This is a genomic window from Paenibacillus polygoni (genome assembly GCF_030263935.1).
Lineage (GTDB): Bacteria > Bacillota > Bacilli > Paenibacillales > Paenibacillaceae > Paenibacillus > Paenibacillus polygoni.
In genome coordinates this window covers 2,578,143-2,600,896 of the sequence record NZ_CP127162.1, presented here as the reverse complement: position 1 = coordinate 2,600,896, position 22,754 = coordinate 2,578,143, and the positions used below count along the sequence as shown (strand labels likewise).

Genomic DNA, 22,754 nt, shown 5'->3' with positions numbered 1-22,754 from the left:
AAAAAGCCCGTCGGTGATATCTCATATTAGAAAAAATCAAAAGGAGATGTTAAAAATGGAAGCAACGACAAAGTTTTATAATGAAGGTAATATTATTTGGGTAGATCTTGAAGGGTTCGCCAGTTTAGAGTTAACCAATCAGAAGGTTGCTGACTTGAAAGCTACTTTAGGTCCACACATTGCAAATCAGACAATTGTTATTGATTCTACGAATCTAGCTGTATTTAAACAAGAGATTCTACCGGTTTTAGCAGAGTGTTATGAGATTTACTCTAAATTTGGAAGATGCATTATGGTAGAAGCTAAGAAAGCAATTGTTAACATTCAGCTTCATAATACGGCTAAAAAAGTAGAAGGGTTTACAGGTCAGTTTGTAAAAACAACAGAAGAAGCTAAAGCAATTCTAGGATTATAAGGAGTGTGTTTTGATTGCCCAGTGTTAGATTAAAACAGATTGCAGTATATCATCCAGAGAATTCATATACGAATGAGGAAGTGGCTTCTTCTTCACCCGATCGAGAAAGACTTCTTGGGATGTGGGCCCATTTAGGAAGAGATAATAGATATCTAGCAGATGAACAAGAAACCACCGTAACGATGGCGATTGAAGCAGCTAAAAAAGTACTAAAAGCAGCAAATATGAGTGGTGAGCAGCTAGATCTGATAACCATATCGTCCGGTACTCACGAGTACAATATACCTACCGATGCAGCTTTTATTCATAAAGCAATTGGTGGTAAAGATCAATGTGCTATCTATGATCAGAACGCGAATTGTGCAGGTATGGTTGTGTCATATGATCAAGTAAGTAGAGCAATGTTACATAATCCAAAAATGAAATACGCGCTTATCGTAGGAAGTGAGCAAGTAGGCAACTTCTATAAGCCTGAGAACTTGGTACATATAGGTTTAAGCGGTGACGCAGCATGTGCTGTTATTCTAGAAAGAGTAGAAGAAGACGGGTACGGTTTAATTGATTCTTCTTATATTACCCATTCTGAAAGACCGGAAGATTTAGTATTACCTGAGCATGGATTTAAGAATTCAAAAGTAATTCAAACAAGAGTGTCCGATTCCTATAAAGTGGATAGTATGTTTGCTAAGGCACCCGCTGTAATAAATGATCTTTTAAAAGATCATGATCTTACTAAAGATGCCATCACCCATTATTCAATTTCTCAGGTCCTCTCAACAAAGATTGCTTACTTAGCAGAAGCATTAGAAGAAGACTCATCAAAGTTCACCTATGTAGGTAACAAATATGCTTATACGGGAACAACAAGTCCATTCCTTGCCCTGTATCATGCAATTGAAGATGGGAAGCTTAAGCAAGGGGATCACCATATCATGTGGTCGGTTGGAGCAGGTTTTACTTCCTGCGGATTATTAGCAAGATTATAAAAAGTGCAGCAGTTATTTTATGTTAGTAGTCGTTCTTTTACGTTAACAAGCAAATGAAAATAGCAGAAAACAAGAGGCTCTCCGAATCAGTGTGAGCCTCTTTGTTGTGCAACCCAAACAACTTCCATGTAAAAAATCACTGATTCCATAGTAATCCTGTTACTTAGACGTTTAATAGTTAGATAGTATCTCCATCTCATCTAATAACGAGTTAATTCCCTTTTTACTCCCTCTATTTAGAAATGCATTTTTCAAATTACGTAAGGATAATAATACCATTGACATTCAAGTAGATTTCAAAAATAATAGAATGTAATTGAATACGGGTACCTTTAATTCAGTCCAGAGAGGCTGACAAGGGCAGCGGATTTTATAATCACGCGAGAATCAGGGCATAGTCCGTTAGGAGATGCTCTGCATCTTCGCGCGGATTATGATGTGAAAAAGAGGCTACCTGTCAGTTTGAAACTTGACGAGTAGCCTCTTTTTTCTGCTTTTTGGTATCAGGAGACTTTAACCTGGGGGTATTCTGATGAGTAAACACGATCAAGAGTTTTCATGGCAAGAGGTGCCAAAGACGCAAAGAAACAATTTTAGAAAGACGTTTTCAGTAATGCTAGCATTCACTTTCTTCTCGGCTAGTATGCTGGCAGGGGGGACGCTCGGAGTCAGTTTGACGTTTATGCAGTTCATGGGAATTGTGCTTGGGGGTAACTTGATTTTAGGTATTTATACCGGAGCACTGGCACATATTGCTGCTAAAACAGGTCTTTCCACACACTTGTTGGCCAAATATTCGTTTGGTGGGAAAGGTTCATACCTGCCTTCGTTCTTGCTTGGATTTACACAGGTAGGATGGTTCGGTGTTGGTGTGGCGATGTTCGCTGTACCCGTCGCTAAAGCGATGGATTGGAACGTGTATCTTTTAATTTTCATATTTGGTTTAGCAATGACAGCAACAGCTATTTTCGGTATCAAGTCACTCGTTATTCTTGGATATATTGCGGTTCCCGCTATTGCCATTCTTGGCGGTTACTCTGTATTTGAAGGAGTAGACACGCTGGGCGGTTTTCAAGGCTTGTTAGATTACATGCCGACAGAGTCGATTACCGTGGCAGCGGCACTAACGATTTGTATTGGATCATTCATTAGCGGCGGTACGTTGACGCCAGACTTTGCGCGTTTTTCTCAAACATCTAAACAAGCAGTGACTGCGACAGTTATTTCTTTCTTCTTAGGTAACTCACTTATGTTCTTGTTCGGAGCAGTCGGCGCAATGGCTTATAACCTGTCAGATATCTCGGAGGTTATGTTCCTGCAGGGGTTGATCCTTCCAGCGATCATCGTTTTGGGACTGAATATCTGGACGACGAACGATAACGCCCTATACGCTTCCGGGCTGGGTTTTGCAAATATCACTAAAATTTCGAAAAAGTTCTTCGTTATTGTTAACGGCATCGTGGGTACCGTATTTGCTATGTGGATGTATAACAACTTTGTTGGTTTCCTGAATGTGCTCGGCGCAGCGATTCCTTCGATCGGGGCCATCATTATTGCAGACTACTTTGTTGTGAAGCGTAGAAACTATAAGCCATTTGCCGAAATGACATTCAAAAATGTAAACTGGGTAGCGATGGTTGCATGGGCAATCGGTGTAGCCTTTGCTCAGCTGGCCCCAGGAATTACACCACTAAACGCACTAATCGGTACGGCAGCAGCTTACATCGTTTTAATGCTGGTCGTTCCTGCGAAAGAATCCAAAGAAATGGGGAATTTAAATGATTATACAGAACGCAAAATTGCGGGGTAAAGAAGGATTATGGAATATTGTCGTGAAAGACGGGAAGTTTGGGCAAATCACACAATCTTTGGACACGACAACGAATGAGGAAGTTCTTGACGTGAGCGGTGCACTTGTGCTGCCGCCATTCATTGAACCTCATATTCATCTGGATACAACGTTAACAGCAGGCGAGCCGGAATGGAATTTGAGCGGGACATTGTTTGAAGGGATTCAGCGTTGGTCTGAACGTAAGGCATTCCTGACACATGAAGACGTTAAAACACGTTCCAAAACAGCACTAAAATGGCAGGTCGCACAAGGTATTCAGCATGTACGGACACATGTAGACGTGACCGATCCAAGTCTCACCGCTGTTAAAGCAATGCTCGAAGTGAAAGAAGAAATGGCACCCTATGTTGACATTCAGCTTGTTGCATTCCCACAGGAAGGTATTCACTCCTACCCGAACGGCGTGGAACTAATGGAAGAGGCGCTGAAGATGGGCGTTGACGTGGTCGGCGGTATCCCTCATTTCGAATTTACGAGAGAATATGGCGTGGATTCAATGAAGGTTGCATTTGACCTTGCTGAAAAATATGACCGTCTTATCGATATTCACTGCGATGAAATTGATGACGAACAATCCCGTTTCTTAGAAGTTGTAGCTAAAGAAGCTTACGAACGCGGCTTAGGTTCCCGGACAACAGCAAGCCACACGACGGCAATGGGATCTTATAATGATGCTTACACTTATAAATTGTTCAGACTTCTTAAGATGGCGGACCTGAATTTCGTATCCAATCCGCTGGTCAACATCCACTTGCAAGGACGTTTCGACACGTATCCGAAAAGAAGAGGGCTGACTCGCGTCAAAGAGCTGCAAGAAGCCGGGCTTAATGTGTGCTTCGGACACGATGATATCTTTGATCCATGGTATCCGCTTGGTACAGGCAACATGCTTCAAGTACTGCACATGGGTATCCATGCTTCTCAGCTGCTTGGTTACGATCAAATCGTGAATTCAATTGATCTTATTACGAAAAATAGTGCAAGAACCCTGCATATTGAAGATATGTACGGTATTGAAGAAGGTAAACCAGCGAACTTCATCGTTCTTGAAGCAGAGAATGAATATGAGGCGATCCGTAAACAAGCTGCAGTGCTTTATTCTTTCAGAGGCGGCCGCAAAATTGCCGAAACAAAACCTAGGGACACGTCAATCATTCTTGAGAATGGTTTGGAAAAAGTCACTTTCAATAAATAATTAAATGAAGCAAGCGATGCATCAAGCATTGCTTGCTTCATTAACTTTAAACCCCCGCATTGTATACAGGGTGAAAAGAGAACGTATACCGCGAACTCTTCCTGCATACATGAGGGGGTTTTTTGTAATAATAAATTTATATTATCTGCTATGTCATTTTTTAATGGCTAACTTAAAAGAATTTTGAGGGGTCTAAAAATATCCATACAATCAACGCGATGTTTAAACAAGTGAGACATAATCCGCCTATAAGGTAACCTGTAAATACTCTGTTTTTCTTTTTTTGGTAAATGATAAGTGGTACCAAGTAAAGCCATTGATAAAAACCAACAAATACATGATTTAATATAAAGAAACCATCATCGATCATACCGAGTAACATCAAGCCATATGCACCAAAATAAAAAACGATTACATAAACAAAACTTAATAAAAAACTCGATAAAAATTTACTGTTCAACTTTCCACAACCTTTCTTACAACTAAGAAGAGAGAATTACATAGTCGATCATTTGGGTAAATAAAAGGACTTATTTTGAATACGAAAGACCTGGGAAAACTGTATATTCATCGACGTTGAAAAAGTCTACTTTTTTCATAGTTTCAATTTTCCGTTTAGTTATTACAAAATCCCATATTTCTCCTTTTAAAATATCTTCATATAGAATAACTTTCACTCTAACTTTTAAGGAATGAGTTAATTCCTGTGCATCAACAATTTTATAGTCCATAATCGCTGGGTACATTCCACCTATAGGTAACTTATCATAACCTTCCACTGATACTGATTTAATTAATGCATCATCTCTTTCATCGTAACCAATCATAAATGTTCCAATAATGTTTTTAAGACTTGCCCAACCACTACCAATGAAATCAAGATCTTGTTTCCATATATCTTCCTGAGAAGGTATCGATTTGTCATTGATAGTTACCGTTTGATTCTTTTGGTTCCAACCTACATTCGCATCTAATGCCTCTGCTACCATACTTATAGGCACCATTACTCGGTTATTGACGATCTGAGGAGCTACATCTGAATTAACTTGTTGACCGTTAACCACGATCCTAATGTTCACCTTAGCAAAAGCTAAACCAACCATTATGCTAAGAGAAAAAACAACCACAAAAAGTGAGATGAATAGTTTCTTCTTTATTTTTATCGCCTCCATTTGTAAATGTATATAATGAAAGACGTTATAAATTTGATTGTAGTTACATTATTTGGTTTCACTATACGAAAAACTTCTACATTAGAAATATTGTTTATCATTCTATATAGTTATCTTTTGAAAGTTGATATTAAAATATGAGACTATTTTTAAGTGAGATGATAAATGAAAGATGATCAATGAGGACAGTGATGATTTGGAGGGTGCGATACCCTATTTCTCATGAATAAAAGGGGTGATTTACTATTAGAATAGCTCTATTCAATATGATATATTATTTATGTCCTCTTAAGAAAGAGACATTTACAATGTGCATATGATGCAGTAATTAAAGATATTTAATTTATTGATCGATGGTTTTTATTACTAGTTGAATATGTTTTTGAAATATGATAAATTATAAATCCGGTAAGGATTTTCTGACAGATTTTAAGCTGAATGTCCTTTCTAAGGTCTGATATTTTGCTGGTGAGTGTTCACTGAAGATATCACAGCGCAAAAATCATTGTTTGGTGGCGATAGCGGAGGGGTTCCACACGTACCCATCCCGAACACGACCGTTAAGCCCTCCAGCGCCAATGGTACTTGGACCGCAGGGTCCTGGGAGAGTAGGACGCCGCCAAGCAGTTAACCTTTTAGGTTATATTTTTACTGAATCATTTATTTTAACGATGAGGGGCCATAGCTCAGCTGGGAGAGCGCCTGCCTTGCAAGCAGGAGGTCAGCGGTTCGATCCCGCTTGGCTCCACCACTATTCCCTGATAGCTCAGTTGGTAGAGCACTCGACTGTTAATCGAGTTGTCACAGGTTCGAGTCCTGTTCGGGGAGCCAGCGGCCCGTTGGTCAAGGGGTTAAGACACCTCCCTTTCACGGAGGTAACAGGGGTTCGAATCCCCTACGGGTCATTTGATATGGAGATTTAGCTCAGCTGGGAGAGCATCTGCCTTACAAGCAGAGGGTCGGGGGTTCGATCCCCTCAATCTCCACCATACAATTGAAGCAGGACGAAATCCTGTGAATTCATCAAATTTATTCTAGCTCCCAATATGGGGTGTATGGTATAATCGTATTAATTAGCCGGTGTAGCTCAACTGGTAGAGCAACTGACTTGTAATCAGTAGGTTGGGGGTTCAAGTCCTCTCGCCGGCACCAGTTTCATATGGAGGATTAGCGAAGTGGCCAAACGCATCAGACTGTAAATCTGCTCCCTTACGGGTTCGGTGGTTCGAATCCATCATCCTCCACCAGTTTTTAGGGGCATAGTTTAAAGGTAGAACAACGGTCTCCAAAACCGTTGGTGTGGGTTCAATTCCTGCTGCCCCTGCCAATTTTCTAATTGTATAGAATAATGATATATGGCGGTCGTGGCGAAGGGGTTAACGCACCGGATTGTGGCTCCGGCATTCGTGGGTTCAAGTCCCATCGATCGCCCTTGTACAACTTATCGCTGTTGGGGATTAGCCAAGCGGTAAGGCAACGGACTTTGACTCCGTCATGCATAGGTTCAAATCCTATATCCCCAGCCATTTTTTAGTACGAGCCATTAGCTCAGTTGGTAGAGCACCTGACTTTTAATCAGGGTGTCGAAGGTTCGAGTCCTTCATGGCTCACCATGATATATGCGCGTGTGGCGGAATTGGCAGACGCACTAGACTTAGGATCTAGCGTCTTTGACGTGGGGGTTCGAGTCCCTTCACGCGCATCCTTTCATTGCGGACATGGGTCAGCGGTAGACTTTTGCCTTGCCAAGGCAAGAGCCGCTGATTTCCGTTGTCTGCTTTTATATTTTTTGCGCCCTTAGCTCAGCTGGATAGAGCGTTTGACTACGAATCAAAAGGCCGGGAGTTCGAATCTCTCAGGGCGCGCCATTTTTTTTAACAAGCCGGTGTGGCGGAATTGGCAGACGCGCGCGACTCAAAATCGTGAGGGAAACCGTGGGGGTTCGAGTCCCTTCACCGGCATTTATAAATCGGGATGTAGCTCAGCTTGGTAGAGCACCTGGTTTGGGACCAGGGGGTCGCATGTTCAAATCGTGTCATCCCGATATTTATACGCGGGTGTAGTTCAATGGTAGAACTTCAGCCTTCCAAGCTGATAGCGTGGGTTCGATTCCCATCACCCGCTTCATGAATAAACCTCTTTGCGAAAGCGTAGGGGTTTTTATTATGGATTTAGTCAGATGAGTGTGTGACACGCGCAAAACAAAAATTACCCGCTATGAACTGCACTCGGATGTTAGTTGATGTCTATCAATAGAATGTAGTTCATTTTACTAGTAGTCCTGATTTATCTGATTTTACAGAAGCGTAAGTAATGATCTACTCGGGTTTTCCTTTTCCAGGCTAGATATCGATACACACCTAAAAGCGAGGAAGCTGAAATAGATAAATTCATTGAAGAAGTGACTGCTATGGAAGATCCAAATGAACATAGACCTGTTTTTACTGAATTACTTCTTACATACAGCGTCAAGATAGAAGTAAACCATGGTATTCGAAATTAAAAAAGTACAGTGAAGTGAAAATCGACTTCTATTTAAAGTGATCGTATAGTACAATAAGTCATTTTTTTACTCTTCCCTATTCCTTAAACCCCAAGCCTCAGAATGGATTTAATAGGCTTGGGGTTCTTTTTATACGATGACATGAAAAACACACTATATGAATATTTCACAATAGATAATAATAAACATACTTACATACTTCGAACATATCCACCAAATACACCTCTCTATAAGTTTAAAATAGCAAATATTTTAAACTAGTACGGATGTAAAGATTTATTATCTTACACCTTACTATTTATTTATAACCCAAGAAATATATCCTAGTGTACTGCGATAAATCTAAATCTAACAAGAATAGAACATTACAGATTTCTGTCCGAGCGAGTGAGGCAACATAGCGAATAAAGGGCGTAAGTAAAAGACTTCTTTTTTAGTGGAAAATATATGGACAGTACCCGTAAACAGAAGGACGTGTACGATTAGGATGAATATTAGAATTTTAGCTATTGAGTTACATTCTACTTTAGAGGCTGAGAATACATTTAATGACATTGTAGAAATGATTAAAATGTGGGATAAATAGGTGTTTAAAAAAATTGAATACATCAAATTTCAGAAAAATTTAATTGTGATTTTGATATATTCTTACCGGGCAACGGTATCAAATCATGTGGAACTAAGTCACCTTTTCTTCGTATTACAGTGCGGGGATTAGGTTTTTTGTGTGAATCAACATTGAGTACTATTTACTGTATATTCTTGTGTTATAATGCAACAGCATGAACAATTATTCAAAAAGGATTTTAAGGATAGCCACATAATATAAGACGAAAACGGAATTTTTTAGATTTCTTATGATGGATTTAAAAAATTCATATGGAAATCGTAAGTGCGCGAGTGTCCCCATCAATGATTCATGAGGCACTCGCGCTTGTTGTTTATCGCTACAGATATCTAATCACATAATCAAATGTTTGAGGAGGAATGAAGATGATCATAGAAGTAACGGGTCTGGTCAAAAGATACAAAGATTACACAGCTGTAGACGGGGTTAATCTCAGTATCCAGGAAGGTGAGATATTTGGACTGCTCGGACCCAACGGCGCAGGCAAATCAACAACGATGAACACATTGCTGGGCTTGTTAAAAATAAACAATGGAACAGTGAAAATGTTTGGTAAGGATTTTTCCAAGCATGCAAAAGAAATTAAACAGTCGGTTGGCTATGTACCGCAGGACTTAGCTTTTTTCGAAACCTTAAGCGCCATTGATAATGTAACATATTGGGGGAAGTTATATGGTCTTCGAGGCAAAGAGCTGCATACATCCGTACAGGAAGCACTTGAGTTTACTGGATTATGGGACAGAAGAAAAGGTATAGCAAAGACATTTTCGGGTGGTATGAAAAGACGTCTGAACATCGCTTGTGCGATTGTACATAAGCCGCGTATTCTTTTTATGGATGAACCTACGGTTGGAGTAGATCCCCAATCAAGGAATAATATTTTGGAATCGATTAAAATTATGAATCAAAATGGGATGACCATCATCTATACTACACATTACATGGAAGAGATCGAGGCCATCTGCGAGCGAGTCGCTATTATGGATTTTGGAAAAGTGATTGCACTCGGAAGTATAGATGAGCTGATTGATTCCATTTCAACGGGAACTCGCTTAAGTCTAGAGCTTGCATCGAATACGGACGCAGCCATTTCATTGATTAAAGAATTGGAAGGTGTCACCGCCTGCAACAACATAAATGGAGTGCTCGATATTCACTTGGAAAAAGAGGAACGGTTTCTTACGGGGATAATGGAAAATCTGATCCGAAAAGAATTTAAAATTAAGTCCATGACACTGGAAAAACCGAATCTGGAGACGGTATTCTTGCAGTTGACTGGTAAAAAACTGAGAGACTAATCCGGGACGGTGATGAAACGATGAATATACTCACTCAAATTTTTTATTCGGCAAAACGGATCTTGATTGACCCTAAACCGATTTTCATTAGATTACTCAGTTTTTTGTTAATTATTTTAATATTAGGTACTGCGTTTAAAGACCAATTTAATGTTACCTCTTTGGAAAAAGTAAGGGTCATTTATAGCAATGAAGATTCTGGTCCACTTGGAGAAATGTTCATTAGCTCTATGACCGGTGCGGAAGATATTAGCTCACTGGCGGAGTTCGATCCCGTATTTTCTCTTGATGAGGGACGAGAGTTTCTAAATAAGGAAGAGGCAGATGCGTTTATCTATATTCCTGAAGGATTCTCAAGCCAAGGGGAAGCCGATGGATCAAGTAAAACAGTGGAAGTATATCTGGCCAAATCTTCCGGTGTTGATACAACGGTGGTACGGAATGTCGTGGATAGTCTGATTAATGGGCTGAATACCGTAGGGGTAGTCGCCACCATGTCAGGCAATTCGCAAATGGATCAAGTGAATTCGGATACTAGCCTGAAGGAAGTACCTCTAACTGATTCTAAATCGGCTACAGCCATGGGATATTATGCGATTGCAATGCTGCTGATGTATCTAATGCGTGGGCAGGAATATGGCGCTGCAGGAATGGGAGAGGACTATTTGGGTACACTGGGTGATCGGCTCAAGCTAGCACCGATTAAACCTTTCGAACAGTATCTAGGTAAAACGATCGGTCTTTCCTTAGTTACCTTCTTACAGGGCATGGTAATTATCCTGTTTACCAAGTATGTATATGACGTCGATTGGGGAAATAACTTGGGTGTCATCGTATTGATCGTGTTTGTGTTCTCGTTATTAACCACGACACTTGGTGGCCTATTGACCATTATCTTAAAGGATTCCGTAAAGGCTGACACCCTTGCCAATATTGTAACTCTTATATCCACTTTTCTTATCGGCGGGTTTATTATTATTGATTTTGGAGCTATCGCAGCAATTTCCCCAAGCTACTATGCAAAATCAGCGATATTCAACGTTGTATATAACGACGAGCTAGGTTCTGCTTTTGTAAACATTGGACAGATGTTGGCTATCACGTTGTTATTTGCGGTAATCAGCATTGTGGTTTCAAGGAGGAAGAGAGCATGACGATCTTATTTAACAGCATCAAACGGATCTTTCGGAAACCAATAAACATCTTATTTATGCTTGTGCTTCCGATCCTGCTAAATATGTTTTTGATTTCGACGGTAACCAAAGATACAAAATATAATGTAGGCATACTGGACCAGGATTCAACCCCATTCATAGTGGATCTTATATCGGATATGCAGGAGAAATACAATGTAACATTACTGACTCCTGGTGATGATGTAAAGGGCTTGATTGTAAACAAAAAATTAGACAGTACTTTTACCTTTCCAGCGGGGTTCACTGCGGAGATGCTTGAAGGAAAAGATGTATCTGCTCTGAGCTATGCCCTTGAGGCTTCTAATGTGGCGAGACCCGTTCAAGTATACGTATCGAGTTATATATCTTCAGCAAAACAAATTGCGGCAGCTGCCAACGGGAATGAAGATGCCTTCTATAAGGGGATGGAAGCTTATAAGAAGAATGCATTCGCTGCAGAATATAAGAGCTTCTCTACTGGAACTTCTGAAAAATCTGAAAAAGACATAAACACGGCGGTAATGTCCCTAGGTTATATTGCATTTGGTATGCTATTCTTGATTACCTTCTCCACAAGCTTAATCCTGGAGGATAAGCTAACTGGAGTTTATGATCGGATCACCGCAACACCGCTGACACGCTCTCGTTATTTTTCACAACATATGATAGCAAGCTTCCTAGTTTCAACGATTCAGGTTGTCGTATTAATCAGTTTGTTACCGAAAATATTCGATATATCCTATGGATCAACACTGGTTCAACAACTGGAAGTCATGACAGTTTGTCTTGCGTTTGCTCTTGCTTGCGTAGCCATTGGCGTTACAATCAGCAGATTTGCAAAAAGTGCACTGATGGTGAGCTCGCTAACGGCATTAGTCAATATCCCGATGCTGATGCTTGGTGGATGTTTTTGGCCGAGAGAAATCATGCCAGACTTTATGCAGCGAATCGGCGATTTTGTGCCGACAACTTGGTTTTTACAAGCAGGGGAAACGGTGTTGTATGGAAAAGGTTTAAACGGTGCCATTCTTGAACTGTCGTACTTAATTGGCTTCTCTGCTTTGTTATTGATCGTGTCGTTTACAATTAAGTCAGAAAAGGTGAGATGAGTTTACATAATCCTATGTTATGTAAAACTTACTGGAAGTGACACTCGAAATAGACATTGTGATTCACTTCAATTCACTTCAATTCACTTCAATTACTACTCTATTCTTAGAATGTGTAACAAATCAAAACCCTTCAAGTAATGCTCCCCTGTTTAATAATAGGGTGTTAGCTTGAAGGGTTTTTGTATTGGTGAAAAGTATAAACTATATTTTAATGTTAAAAAAAGGATAATGGATTAAGCTGCTTATGTTATAAACAGAGCCTTATGTTGTGAAACTAATCGTGATTAGCATTTTTTTAGAGCCCAGAATAAAACTTCAAGTCGTTTTGAATAGGTCACTACTGAAGGAGGAGCGGCCAGCTCAATCCCATGATAATTCGTCATCGTATTCGTATCTATTTGAAGTTCCGCTTCTTGAATCGGCCATGGCAAATGATGAATATCACCAACTAGGATCTCTCCGCTCGAACTTACCGTATACAAGCAGTAACGTTCAGTTAACCAATGAATAAGTGAACCGGGATTAGCATGGGCAACCTCATCGTTCAAAGGTTTATACGTACCTTGAAATGCTACATCACCTGCAAGTTGATGTTTACGAACACTTTCATAATGAATTGATTCTTGATTACCGTAACGAATAGACATTTGTGCATGATGGTACGGAAGGTGAGCTGCCGTACGCGCTCCGGCTACAGCAAGTTTGCTGGAAGCTTCCAAATTAAAAAAGAAAATACCCGGTTTGCCCTTTTGGTATTATCCCCTCATGGTAGACAGTGAAAAAAGAGAACATGTTACAATGAACTCAAACACTGGAAAACCGGAGGGGATTTTTGTTATGTCAGCGAAGAAAGGTCAAACTTTTAATCGATATAGTGAAGAAACGAAGAAAGAGGCTGTCCGTTTGCGAGTAGAAGAAGGGTGGACGTACAGTCGAATCATGGAGAAGTTTGGAATCAAAAGTGAGAGCCAGATTATCACATGGGTTCGTAAATGCCAAAATGGTGAGGGGTTTGAGGATTACCGGGGACGTTGGGCGAAGAAGCATTTTAGTAGTGCGGAAGAAGAAAATGCATATCTGAAAGCGCAGGTAGAATATCTAAAAAAGCTAAATCCAAACTTGCACGGGGAGGGAAGCTGGATTTCGAAGCCCGGTGCCAGTCCATTCGAGAAATAAGCAAAGTGGCTCCCGTAGTTTGGCTATGTAGAATCGCTGAAATATCACGTGCAGGCTACTATAAATGGAAGAAGAATTTAGTTCATCGAGAGAAACGAGCAAATCGTGATGCAGATCTAAAGGCACACATCTTGAGCATTCATCGAATTCGTCCGTATTTCGGTTACAAGCGAATGCGTACTGCTTTAGGAAAAGAAGGCTTCGTTGTGAATCACAAGAAGGTCCGTCGCTTAATGAGAGAACTTCAGATTCGTTCTGTTATTCGCAAGAAACGTCCGTTTTGTGGCCGCAAACCATCGGCCTTGTTCCCTAATGTCTTAAATCGGGAATTCTCTGCGACTGCTCCTGTGCAGAAGCTTGTGACAGATATTACATATGTCCGGATTGGGCATGAATTTGCTTATCTCTCGGCTGTAATGGATTTATATAACAACGAAATAGTAGCCTGGGAACTCTCCGAGCGCAATGACCTAAAACTCGTTATGGACACTGTGCAGCAACTAAAAGATGGACCCTCTTTGCTCCATTCGGACCAAGGGTTTCAGTATACCTCGAAAAGCTATGCTAAGTTGCTTGAAGAGAAGCAGTTGACAGGGAGTCATTCCCGACGTGGAAACTGCTATGACAATGCTTGTATCGAGTCGTTCTTTTCCCACTTAAAGACGGAAAAGCTGTATTTGGAAAAGCCTAATAATCTGGAACAAGCAAGAAGCCAAATTACGGAGTATATTTCATTTTACAATAAGGAACGTTTCCAAAACAAACTCGGCGACCTCTCCCCAATCGAATTCCGGGAAAAAGTCGCCGCGTAAATGGAAAATCCTCTTTTTTTAATGTCTACTTGACGGGGCTATGACCATTTCGAGTCACATACGTACGAACGTTTAGTTCAAGAAAATCACTAACAAAGGGAAGAGGAGGTACCCCGCGAACGCGTAAAGGAGACAAGCGAAATGGGATTAAACTAATCCATGGTCTACCTTCCCAAAGTTCTAATTCCAGACCGCGGGGAATGAGGGGGAGCAGATCTTCAGTATGTACCGGCCAATGGGCGCATAACAAATCATTCCATCCCTGTTTCATCAGCCATGGCCCTTCTGGAATCGGAAACGGCCGATGCTTTGTGTGAGATAAAATTTCTTTGGGATTCATTTTCATTACTCCTTTCTAAAACAGAAGTGCTTCCTCAATCTAAAAAAAGGGTGCTCTTATAATTTATATTTTAATGATGATGGTGAAACATACCTAACAGCTTTTGCAGCAGCCAGAATATCATCTATGATAATTAACCCAGTCAGAACAAGTATTAACTATAGAAGGAATACTAAATATAAAATGCGAAAAACACTTCATTCTGCAACAAGTATATATAGTGCTTTAATCATGCGGATTGTTTTCATCCAATCTAAAAAGTAGAAAAAAGAAAAAAAGAATTAAATTAAATGTTAATTGACTTATGAATCACATAATACGCGGCTTTTTGTGTTGCTGTTCGCTAGAATCCTCATTGAGCGAGTTAAAATAAATGGATGAACTAACTTCTTTAAAGGTTACAGACTGAGCAAATCCAAAACGCTTTTAGAAAGTAGGAACAGGTTTATCGTGGGTCAAAATGACTCCAGCTGATTACGAAATTCTGACGTTAGTCCTATGACTGATTTGATTATTACTCCCATTTTTATTGAAGAAATTCATATGAAAGTGAGTCCTATAGTTAAGGGCATCGACAATTTTTAGCGAGAATTTTATAGACAAAAAGAATCATTTTTCCGGGAAATTTGATGAAATGGGTGTACGCAGCGTGGTGTATGTACTACGATCAGACAAGGTCTTTTTTACACAAATACGAAATGAACTCAATTCATATCGATCATTGGAGGAACATACGAAATGAAATTAAAGAAATTGGCAGTAACCGTTATATTAGGGGGCGTTTGTTTGCTTGGTGCAGGGTGTGCGGAGCAGAGTCAGGGAGGAAAGACAACACTTGGACAAGCCGTGCAAAATGGTAACGACATTATGATTCCGCACAATGATCGGCTAAATTTATCCACGGATAAGAAATGGATTGAGCAGGAAGGCCATCAATCAGACCTAATCCGGCTGCAATGGACGGCAGAAAGAGCTAAGCCTGCAATAGTCTGGGTGGACGAAGCTGGCAAGAACAAGACAGCAATTATTTCCCATGATAAGGCAAACAATCCTGAGCAACACGATCATAAACATATCTCGTTCGAGACGACAATGTCACCGACTGGCCAATATGCCAACCAACTGTTCACCCGATTGGAAATTCCATTCGATACGGATATAAGCGAGATTCGTACTCATTCATCTAACTTCAATGTGATGAGCGGAGTATTGCGAGTAGCTGGGGAAAAAGGTTCGAATAGAGATATTGAGTTAAGTGTATCCGGTAAGGAGAATGAGACGACACCAAGATGGGTCATGCGGGCAGATAGTTCACAAGAATCGGGCGATAATACGGGATCCAACCTGCAGTTTATCCGTTATGACGATCATGGTAAAGTAGTTGATTCCCCGCTCAGCATACAACGCACTAATGGTAACATTGGGATTGGCACGAATGATCCTGACACTAAGCTCGATATAAATGGGGACAAACTGCGTATTCGCGAGAAGTATACTCCTGCATCGTCTAGTAGCGCCTGTAGCCAGGGACAGATGGCGTGGGATGATGACCATGTATATGTTTGTGTAGCCGAAAATAACTGGAAACGTACAGAACTATCTTCTTGGTAATCTCTCTCTTTTGCATTTTGTGATATATTGAAAATAACAAATATTCATCTAACTCCTTTAGATTTATTTCAAACTCGTAAGCACCTCAGATGAAAAGGGCCAAGTTCGTTCAATTGGCCTTCTTACAACTTCTTTGCCCACATAAGGTGATTTGACCTGCAGTACCAAATCGATTGTCTCTTTTTTTCATAATAATAAACTTGTTGACTAAGAAGTTAAGGGGCGTTTCGTTGAATGATTAACGTTATAACTCCAGTTCCCGAGGGTGATATTCATCAAAATTTCAGTTGAACTAATAGAATATACAGAAGAGGAAGAGATTCTCATTAGGTGTCACCAAGCTGATGAAGAAATACATGCGCTCGTTAATAAAATAAAAACCGAAACTCATGTTATACTCGGTTATTATGAGGATAAAATCAGCCGGATCAAAGTTAGTGATATTTATTATTTTGAAGCTGTTGACGGAAAAGTGTTTGCGTATTGTAGGGACAACATCCATGAAGTAAAACAAAAGCTTTATGAACTAGAAGAACTTTGCAAAGGGAAACATTGTTTTCGCGCTTCCAAATCTACCATTCTAAATGTAACGAAGATTTCCAGTATTCACCCATCGATTAGCGGCCGTTTCCAAGCATTATTGGACAATGGGGAGAAGGTAGTGATATCACGGCAGTATGTGCCCATGCTTAAACACATCCTTGGATTATAAAAGGGGACCTATATGAAGTATTCCGAGCTCATTAAAGAAATGATCAGAGACTTCCTAACTATATTCGGCTCCATCATGATAATCATCACGATCCTGCGACAAATTTATGCTCCAAATGCATATTTCGAATTAAAGACGATTTTTACAATTATAGCTTTCTCTTTACTAGGTGCTTTGACTGGAATCATTTTATATACACCGCATGCGATTAGCGAAAATAAAATGCGTCTCCGTGTGATTTTCCATTTTCTTTTTCTGGAAGCATTCTTAATTACTCTGAGTGTTATATTGAATCTTGTATACAGTACATTTGACATTGTATTATTGGCTTTAGAAATTGCCGCAGTATATGCTATCGTTCGCATACTGTCATATAAAAGTGACAAAAAGGAAGCTCAAAAGATCAATGAAAGACTAAATTCATTTAAAAAAGAGATCTAGAAGATATACATAAACGCACCTAAATTAATTCCTATTCGCAGTGTAAGAATACACTTCATTGTATTGAATTTTTGCAACTTATTGGCCCTCAGCTACAGCTTATCTTTTATGCGTATACACCTGCTCTGCCATTTCTTATGATGAACTCATAGAAGGTGAAGGAGGAGCAGAGAAATCTTATGGAGACTTTAATACTTGTTGGTACGTTGGTCATTGAGCTGGCAATTTGCGTTTATTCTATTGCAACCAAGCAAAACCGCAGCATGATCAAAAGTTTGATGAGAATCGCAATATTTATAGGATTTATGATGCTGATCTTGGGGAAAGTTGTTGTATGGGATTTAACTTGGGGGTTGTTTCAAGGCTTGCTCTTTATACTAGCGTTCAAGGAAATCGTAGCACTCCTGCGCAAACAAAAACAAACTCCTCGTTACAAAACTTTCTCTATGATATGGAAATTCTTTTTGTTAGCGCTGACCATAGTTGTTACCCTTGTTCCGGTCCTACTTTTTCCACAGCATAGGCTGCCGCAAGTGACAAGTCCTTATGCAGTGGCGACCTCTACTTACAGCTATGTGGACAAGAATCGTATCGAAGAATTTACGGATCAAGATGACAATCGTTTTGTGAACGTAGAATTTTGGTATCCAGAACAGGCAGACGGAACCTATCCCTTGCTCATGTTCTCCCATGGAGCATACGGGATAAAAGCAAGCAACTCTTCTACCTATACAGAACTTGCGAGTCACGGTTATGTGATTGTTTCCATCGACCATCCCTACCATTCTTTTTATACCTTTTCCGAGGATGGAAAGATCGTGACAGTTAATCCCGAGTATATGCGAGAAGTAAACAATGCAAATAAAGCAGGAATTTATTCGCTTGGAGAGTATTTCGAGCTTACTCAAAAATGGATGAAACTACGAACAGATGATATGAATTTTGTCATGGATACAATTCGGGAAAAAGCGGGGCATGGAGAAGATTCAGTATATAAGCTCATTGACACACAGAAGATCGGCGTGTTCGGTCATTCTATGGGCGGCGCAGCAAGCGTAGCACTGAGTAGAGAACGCCATGACATTGACGCCGTGGTAAATATAGATGCTCCGTTCTTTAGCGAGCTTGTGTATGATGAAGTTACTAACGAAATATCTGCAAAATCCGAACCTTATACCATTCCGCTGCTTAACATTTATTCGGATGATGTATGGAAACAACTGGACAACAGTCCTTCGTATATTGCAAATAAGATTTCAAATAAAAATTTTATTGGTGCATATACAGTTCATTTTAAAGGCGCAAAACATTTAAGTTTAACTGACTTGCCTTTATTTTCTCCTATATTGACATACCTGTTGCAAGGTGGAAAAGCAGATATCAATAAATACTATGCGATTGAAACTCAAAATGAAATTATCCTTCATTTTTTCGACTATGCGCTAAAGAATAAAGGCCAGTTTGTTCCGAAAGTAACCTATTAAGTTTCTATTTTGTATGCAGGGAGTAATACTAATCTATCAATATGAAGATTAATAGGTATTTCATAATTCATATGGACTGAAATGTGATATCATCGAAATGATATGACTTTTACTTTTTAAATAAGATAACGGGAGGATATTATGAAAAAAGGTATGCTCATTGCTTCGTTTGTTTTATTAATTTTGGTAACCGCAGCTTGTAATAACCAAAGTAATAATAGTGCATCAAATGAAGCTGGAACATCGAATATTAAAGAAAAAGTGCATGCGTATAGTATTGGTTCCTTTGAGGATGTAAGTGCATCTATTACATCAGAGGAACTGATTGTGACGGATCATGGCAAAAAGACATCTTTTGACCTTCCAGAGGACGAGTTTTTTGTGTCCATTGCACCGTTTATTGAAAACACACATGAATGTGCTATCCACAGTCTCACGGGGTGCCAAGGGGAATTAGTAGAAAAAACCTTCGACGTACTTATTCAAGATGAAGAAGGTACTATAGTGATGGATGACACGATGACTTCATTTGAGAATGGTTTTATTGATCTATGGCTACCGCGTGATCGGACATATCAAGTGAAGATAGCGTATGAGGGCAAAACAGCAGAATCTGAGATCGGTACTTTTAAGGATAGCAATACTTGTATTACAACGATGCAACTAACATAACATTCCATTCCATTCCATATATAACGAAGCCTGATCATTCAGGCTTTTTTTGTTTTATAATTTAAAGTAGTTGAATCAATTTCATAATACCTTTAGTTGCTTTAATCAGGGGTATATATAGATCAAAATGGTTTTGTTTGTCTATATATAGTTACAAATTCATCATTTTAATAAGTTATGAAATTGATTCAGTTGCACCTAAAAATATAATCGTTTCATGTTGGGAGTAAAGTCATGATCGAAACATTCCTATCCTCCAATAGTACATGTACAGAAAATTGCCGTACGGTGGTTTGCTTTTTTGCTGGTGTACTGACTTATCGTAATAATTTTGAAGCAGCGGCTAGTGAGATTGCAAAGAGATATCAAGATGTAAAAGTGATGACGATCTTTCCCTATGGGACTGCAAACGGTATAACGAGGTTCTCTTTTATCCGGCTTTTGACAAAGCAGCTTACTAAAGTCAGCTATGATCTATTCCATGACGAGTCTAAGCGAGTAACAAATGTATCACAAATCATCAGCGAGCGGGCGAAAACTTCGGATCGCGTAATCCTTATTGGGCATAGTGCTGGAGGCGTGATCGCTTATCGAACAGGACTTGTATTGGAGCAAAAATACGGATTTCAGCAGCTTCAAGTATTTGCTGTCGGGTGTCCAAAGTTTCATTTGAAAGACATTCCATTTAATCATAGGTTTACATATATTACAGGACAGATTCGGGACAGAATCACACAAATTGGCAAATGGCGTAAGCCGGGTTCTAGGGTATACGCAGGTAAACCGGGACGTGAAATTCAAATGGAATTTAACCCAGCCCATCAAGGATGGAAGTTTCATGCTTCCTATTTTTTGAAATCGGACTGGACGGATTCGAACCAAGTGTTTCGTTCCAATTCAGAAAAATTAGTCGCTAAAATTCACGAACTGGATCAGGAAACGAATTCTCAGGATAGCTAATCTAGTGAAAATTGAATGTTCCATACGTTTTGGAATGAAAACATATTCTAACTTTTACGGTTGTCAATCGTTATGAGGACTTATAGGAGTACTTATGTTTTAATAAAATGAGCAGGATCAACAAGAAACGAGGAAAGTGGGATTCTATGAAGCGACTAACAATAGGCCTGTTCGCCCATGTGGATGCAGGTAAGACAACTTTTGCGGAACAGCTGCTGTATCATACGAACAGTATCCGGTCGCGCGGGCGGGTGGATCATCAAGATGCTTTTCTGGACAACCACGACATCGAGAGAACTAGAGGCATTACGGTATTTGCAGATCAGGCAGTTATGGAATATAAAGGAGATACCTATTATTTGATAGATACGCCTGGACACGTCGATTTCTCTCCGGAAATGGAGCGGGCAATTCAGGTCATTGATTATGCAATCCTGATTGTAAGTGCGGTTGAAGGAGTTCAAGGTCATACGGAGACGGTTTGGCAGCTGCTGCGAAAACACCGGATTCCTACATTCTTCTTTATTAACAAAACGGATCGGATCGGCGCAGACGTAGACAGAACGGTGGCGGATATCCGTCAGCACTTGACGGAGGAAGTATGCTGCGTAACTCAGAACTTGGCTGACGGCATGATCGGTGAATCGCTGCGGGAGACGATGGCAGAGCGAGACGAAGATTTGCTGGAAGCGTTCCTTGAGGGAAGCGAGGATCCGAACTTCTGGATGGATGCCTTGCAGAAGATGATAGCAGCAGGTCTTCTCTTTCCCTATGCTTATGGTTCTGCACTACAAGATTCAGGTGTCATTGAATTTCTAGAACAGCTGCATATGCTGACAACAACATCTTATGATGAGAAAGCTCCATTTCAGGGACGGGTTTATAAAATTCGGCACGATGAGAGCGGAATGAGACTCACATTCATTAAAGCGCTTGGCGGGCAGTTGAAAGTGAGAGAAGAGCTTTCTTACGACAGCAACGGGGTTACATATGATGAGAAAATTACACGGATCTTCTTGATGAACGGCCTTAGGTCCCAACCCGTAGAACAAGTGGCAGCAGGTGATTTGTTTGCGGTTGCTGGACTGTCCGCGGCAGCGGCCGGGCAAGGCCTGGGATTGTTATCAGACAAGTTAACTTACGACTCGGAGCCGACGTTACAATCGAAGGTATTATTCGACAATAGGGTACACTTACAGAAGGTTCTAGCGGCTTTTCGTATACTGGAGGCAGAGGAACCGTCTCTAAACGTCGTCTGGGATGAGAAATTCCAAGAGATCTCTATCCGCGTTATGGGACTAATACAACTAGAAGTGCTGGAACAGATCGTGAGGGAGCGGTTTGGTTTTGCTATCTCTTTTGGACAACCCGAAATCTTGTATAAGGAAACGATTCAATCAGCTGTAAAAGGATATGGTCACTTCGAACCACTCAGGCACTATGCAGAAGTCCATCTGCTGATTGAACCAGGAGAAAGGGGCAGCGGGATCAAGTTCGTTAGCAAATGTCATGTCGATGACTTGAATGTCAGCTATCAGAATTTGATTCGGGATCATCTATACGAAAGGGAGCATCACGGTCTGCTGACAGGTATGCCGATAACCGATGTGAACATTACACTGCTGAGGGGCCGTGCACATAAAGAACATACCCATGGCGGTGATTTTCGTGAAGCTGTCTTCCGGGCGCTGCGGCAGGGGCTTGAGAAAGCTGATAATGTGCTGCTTGAGCCTTATTACGATTTCAAAATCAAGGTTGCTATGGATGAACTGGGAAGGGTACTGTCTGATATTCAGCGGGCTTCAGGTGTTTTTGATCCACCGCAAACGAACGAAACGCAAGCAGTGGTTACAGGCAGGGTGCCCGTGTCGACTTTCATGAACTACAGTACAGATTTTGCATCTTTTACACATGGACGAGGCAGTATTCGCTGCGTGTTTGGCGGTTACGATCGATGCCATAATACTGAGGAAGTCATTGAGCAGATAGGTTACCGCAAAGAGGCAGATTCACTATATACTTCTTCCTCCATCTTTTGTGCTAAAGGGGCAGGATACTCGGTTCCATGGGATGAGGCTGAAGCCAAGATGCATCTTGCATTAGAAGCTTGAGTTATTAATCAGGAAAATTCATAGGATACTAAGCAGCTGCGAAATTATCATCTGTCGTTAATCTGATAAAACGAGAATGCAAATAAAGGCACTCCAAGT

Annotated in this window: 17 protein-coding genes, 15 tRNA genes, 1 rRNA gene and 1 pseudogene; 31 read left to right on the top strand and 3 right to left on the bottom strand. The window is 40.4% G+C overall.

The genetic code is table 11. From position 1 onward, the window contains the following. Window positions 1-55 precede the first annotated feature (55 nt). The 4 genes from QPK24_RS12670 (at window position 56) to QPK24_RS12655 (ending at window position 4,448) form a co-directional block, all read left to right on the top strand. Window positions 56-415, top strand: coding sequence for a hypothetical protein (locus QPK24_RS12670; protein ID WP_285741536.1), 360 nt, complete (start codon window positions 56-58; stop codon window positions 413-415). A 14-nt stretch (window positions 416-429) separates the two neighbouring features. Then, a complete protein-coding gene (locus tag QPK24_RS12665; protein WP_285741533.1) occupies window positions 430-1,401 on the top strand; it encodes a 3-oxoacyl-[acyl-carrier-protein] synthase III C-terminal domain-containing protein in 972 nt (323 codons plus the stop codon). Window positions 1,402-1,933: 532 nt separating this feature from the next. Further along, window positions 1,934-3,211 (top strand): cytosine permease, encoded by a 1,278-nt coding sequence (codB, locus tag QPK24_RS12660; RefSeq protein WP_285741531.1) that lies wholly within the window; start codon window positions 1,934-1,936, stop codon window positions 3,209-3,211. Then, window positions 3,180-4,448, top strand: coding sequence for a cytosine deaminase (locus QPK24_RS12655; RefSeq protein WP_285741529.1), 1,269 nt, complete (start codon window positions 3,180-3,182; stop codon window positions 4,446-4,448). Before codB ends, QPK24_RS12655 begins: the two co-directional genes overlap by 32 nt. 530 nt (window positions 4,449-4,978) lie before the next feature. Here the strand turns inward: QPK24_RS12655 and QPK24_RS12650 are convergent. Next, window positions 4,979-5,512, bottom strand: a complete 534-nt coding sequence (locus tag QPK24_RS12650) for a copper amine oxidase N-terminal domain-containing protein (RefSeq protein WP_285741527.1) — start codon at window positions 5,510-5,512, stop codon at window positions 4,979-4,981. A 616-nt stretch (window positions 5,513-6,128) separates the two neighbouring features. Here QPK24_RS12650 and rrf point away from each other — a divergent pair. From rrf to QPK24_RS12555, 19 genes are all read left to right on the top strand, one after another. Beyond that, a 5S ribosomal RNA gene (gene rrf, locus QPK24_RS12645) occupies window positions 6,129-6,245 on the top strand. Between the two features lie 50 nt (window positions 6,246-6,295). Then, window positions 6,296-6,371: transfer RNA gene (locus QPK24_RS12640), tRNA-Ala, on the top strand. A gap of 4 nt (window positions 6,372-6,375) precedes the next feature. After that, a tRNA-Asn gene (locus QPK24_RS12635) sits at window positions 6,376-6,451 on the top strand. Between the two features lie 2 nt (window positions 6,452-6,453). Next, window positions 6,454-6,525 (top strand) — tRNA-Glu (locus QPK24_RS12630). An 8-nt stretch (window positions 6,526-6,533) separates the two neighbouring features. Then, a tRNA-Val gene (locus tag QPK24_RS12625) sits at window positions 6,534-6,609 on the top strand. Window positions 6,610-6,696: 87 nt separating this feature from the next. Beyond that, window positions 6,697-6,772, top strand: a tRNA-Thr gene (locus QPK24_RS12620). Between the two features lie 9 nt (window positions 6,773-6,781). Then, a tRNA-Tyr gene (locus tag QPK24_RS12615) sits at window positions 6,782-6,867 on the top strand. 6 nt (window positions 6,868-6,873) lie between these two features. After that, window positions 6,874-6,947: transfer RNA gene (locus QPK24_RS12610), tRNA-Trp, on the top strand. A gap of 31 nt (window positions 6,948-6,978) precedes the next feature. Further along, a tRNA-His gene (locus tag QPK24_RS12605) sits at window positions 6,979-7,051 on the top strand. 20 nt (window positions 7,052-7,071) lie between these two features. Then, window positions 7,072-7,146, top strand: a tRNA-Gln gene (locus tag QPK24_RS12600). Between the two features lie 11 nt (window positions 7,147-7,157). Then, window positions 7,158-7,233, top strand: a tRNA-Lys gene (locus QPK24_RS12595). 8 nt (window positions 7,234-7,241) lie between these two features. Beyond that, a tRNA-Leu gene (locus QPK24_RS12590) sits at window positions 7,242-7,322 on the top strand. A gap of 89 nt (window positions 7,323-7,411) precedes the next feature. Next, a tRNA-Arg gene (locus QPK24_RS12585) sits at window positions 7,412-7,488 on the top strand. 13 nt (window positions 7,489-7,501) lie between these two features. Then, a tRNA-Leu gene (locus tag QPK24_RS12580) sits at window positions 7,502-7,581 on the top strand. Window positions 7,582-7,590: 9 nt separating this feature from the next. Further along, window positions 7,591-7,664 (top strand) — tRNA-Pro (locus QPK24_RS12575). A 9-nt stretch (window positions 7,665-7,673) separates the two neighbouring features. After that, window positions 7,674-7,744, top strand: a tRNA-Gly gene (locus QPK24_RS12570). Between the two features lie 1,372 nt (window positions 7,745-9,116). Beyond that, window positions 9,117-10,049: an ABC transporter ATP-binding protein gene (locus tag QPK24_RS12565; RefSeq protein WP_320416891.1), complete on the top strand. Its 933-nt coding sequence runs from the start codon at window positions 9,117-9,119 to the stop codon at window positions 10,047-10,049. A gap of 20 nt (window positions 10,050-10,069) precedes the next feature. Further along, window positions 10,070-11,203: an ABC transporter permease gene (locus tag QPK24_RS12560; protein WP_285741521.1), complete on the top strand. Its 1,134-nt coding sequence runs from the start codon at window positions 10,070-10,072 to the stop codon at window positions 11,201-11,203. After that, a complete protein-coding gene (locus tag QPK24_RS12555) occupies window positions 11,200-12,333 on the top strand; it encodes an ABC transporter permease (RefSeq protein WP_285741519.1) in 1,134 nt (377 codons plus the stop codon). The genes QPK24_RS12560 and QPK24_RS12555 overlap by 4 nt, the downstream gene beginning before the upstream one ends. 287 nt (window positions 12,334-12,620) lie before the next feature. Here the strand turns inward: QPK24_RS12555 and QPK24_RS12550 are convergent. Then, a pseudogene (locus QPK24_RS12550) lies at window positions 12,621-13,073 on the bottom strand (DUF2071 domain-containing protein); the annotation flags it as partial. A 100-nt stretch (window positions 13,074-13,173) separates the two neighbouring features. Between QPK24_RS12550 and QPK24_RS12545 the strand changes: the two are divergent. Next, a protein-coding gene (locus QPK24_RS12545; protein WP_407082915.1) for an IS3 family transposase occupies window positions 13,174-14,324 on the top strand; the annotation gives its coding sequence in 2 pieces (ribosomal slippage) (window positions 13,174-13,435 and window positions 13,435-14,324; 1,152 coding nt in all). Window positions 14,325-14,349: 25 nt separating this feature from the next. On the opposite strand, the gene QPK24_RS12540 is transcribed toward QPK24_RS12545, so the two are convergent. Next, the gene (locus QPK24_RS12540) at window positions 14,350-14,664 is read right to left on the bottom strand and encodes a DUF2071 domain-containing protein (RefSeq protein WP_285741514.1); all 315 of its coding nucleotides are present in this window, start codon (window positions 14,662-14,664) and stop codon (window positions 14,350-14,352) included. Window positions 14,665-15,402: 738 nt separating this feature from the next. Between QPK24_RS12540 and QPK24_RS12535 the strand changes: the two genes are divergently transcribed. From QPK24_RS12535 to QPK24_RS12505, 7 genes are all read left to right on the top strand, one after another. Next, a complete protein-coding gene (locus tag QPK24_RS12535; protein ID WP_285741512.1) occupies window positions 15,403-16,275 on the top strand; it encodes a hypothetical protein in 873 nt (290 codons plus the stop codon). A 265-nt stretch (window positions 16,276-16,540) separates the two neighbouring features. Continuing rightward, window positions 16,541-16,987 carry a LytTR family DNA-binding domain-containing protein gene (locus QPK24_RS12530; protein ID WP_285741509.1) on the top strand — a complete coding sequence of 149 codons (447 nt, stop codon included), beginning with the start codon at window positions 16,541-16,543 and terminating at the stop codon, window positions 16,985-16,987. Between the two features lie 12 nt (window positions 16,988-16,999). Continuing rightward, window positions 17,000-17,428: a DUF3021 family protein gene (locus tag QPK24_RS12525; protein ID WP_285741506.1), complete on the top strand. Its 429-nt coding sequence runs from the start codon at window positions 17,000-17,002 to the stop codon at window positions 17,426-17,428. 179 nt (window positions 17,429-17,607) lie between these two features. Continuing rightward, window positions 17,608-18,912, top strand: a complete 1,305-nt coding sequence (locus tag QPK24_RS12520) for an alpha/beta hydrolase family protein (protein ID WP_285741504.1) — start codon at window positions 17,608-17,610, stop codon at window positions 18,910-18,912. Between the two features lie 141 nt (window positions 18,913-19,053). Then, window positions 19,054-19,584, top strand: a complete 531-nt coding sequence (locus tag QPK24_RS12515; protein WP_285741502.1) for a CueP family metal-binding protein — start codon at window positions 19,054-19,056, stop codon at window positions 19,582-19,584. A gap of 234 nt (window positions 19,585-19,818) precedes the next feature. Next, window positions 19,819-20,544, top strand: coding sequence for an alpha/beta hydrolase family protein (locus tag QPK24_RS12510; RefSeq protein ID WP_285741501.1), 726 nt, complete (start codon window positions 19,819-19,821; stop codon window positions 20,542-20,544). Between the two features lie 146 nt (window positions 20,545-20,690). After that, complete coding sequence (locus QPK24_RS12505) at window positions 20,691-22,655, top strand: elongation factor G (protein WP_285741498.1); 1,965 nt, start codon at window positions 20,691-20,693, stop codon at window positions 22,653-22,655. Window positions 22,656-22,754: the final 99 nt, after the last annotated feature.

Excerpts from the sequence above, each read along its gene's own strand:
- QPK24_RS12670 (WP_285741536.1), top strand. The coding sequence starts at position 56 with ATGGAAGCAACGACAAAGTTTTATAATGAAGGTAATATTATTTGGGTA.
- codB (WP_285741531.1), top strand. The coding sequence starts at position 1,934 with ATGAGTAAACACGATCAAGAGTTTTCATGGCAAGAGGTGCCAAAGACG.
- QPK24_RS12655 (WP_285741529.1), top strand. The coding sequence starts at position 3,180 with ATGATTATACAGAACGCAAAATTGCGGGGTAAAGAAGGATTATGGAAT.
- QPK24_RS12565 (WP_320416891.1), top strand. The coding sequence starts at position 9,117 with ATGATCATAGAAGTAACGGGTCTGGTCAAAAGATACAAAGATTACACA.
- QPK24_RS12560 (WP_285741521.1), top strand. The coding sequence starts at position 10,070 with ATGAATATACTCACTCAAATTTTTTATTCGGCAAAACGGATCTTGATT.
- QPK24_RS12555 (WP_285741519.1), top strand. The coding sequence starts at position 11,200 with ATGACGATCTTATTTAACAGCATCAAACGGATCTTTCGGAAACCAATA.
- QPK24_RS12540 (WP_285741514.1), bottom strand. The coding sequence starts at position 14,664 with ATGAATCCCAAAGAAATTTTATCTCACACAAAGCATCGGCCGTTTCCG.
- QPK24_RS12535 (WP_285741512.1), top strand. The coding sequence starts at position 15,403 with ATGAAATTAAAGAAATTGGCAGTAACCGTTATATTAGGGGGCGTTTGT.
- QPK24_RS12525 (WP_285741506.1), top strand. The coding sequence starts at position 17,000 with ATGAAGTATTCCGAGCTCATTAAAGAAATGATCAGAGACTTCCTAACT.
- QPK24_RS12520 (WP_285741504.1), top strand. The coding sequence starts at position 17,608 with ATGGAGACTTTAATACTTGTTGGTACGTTGGTCATTGAGCTGGCAATT.
- QPK24_RS12515 (WP_285741502.1), top strand. The coding sequence starts at position 19,054 with ATGAAAAAAGGTATGCTCATTGCTTCGTTTGTTTTATTAATTTTGGTA.
- QPK24_RS12510 (WP_285741501.1), top strand. The coding sequence starts at position 19,819 with ATGATCGAAACATTCCTATCCTCCAATAGTACATGTACAGAAAATTGC.
- QPK24_RS12505 (WP_285741498.1), top strand. The coding sequence starts at position 20,691 with ATGAAGCGACTAACAATAGGCCTGTTCGCCCATGTGGATGCAGGTAAG.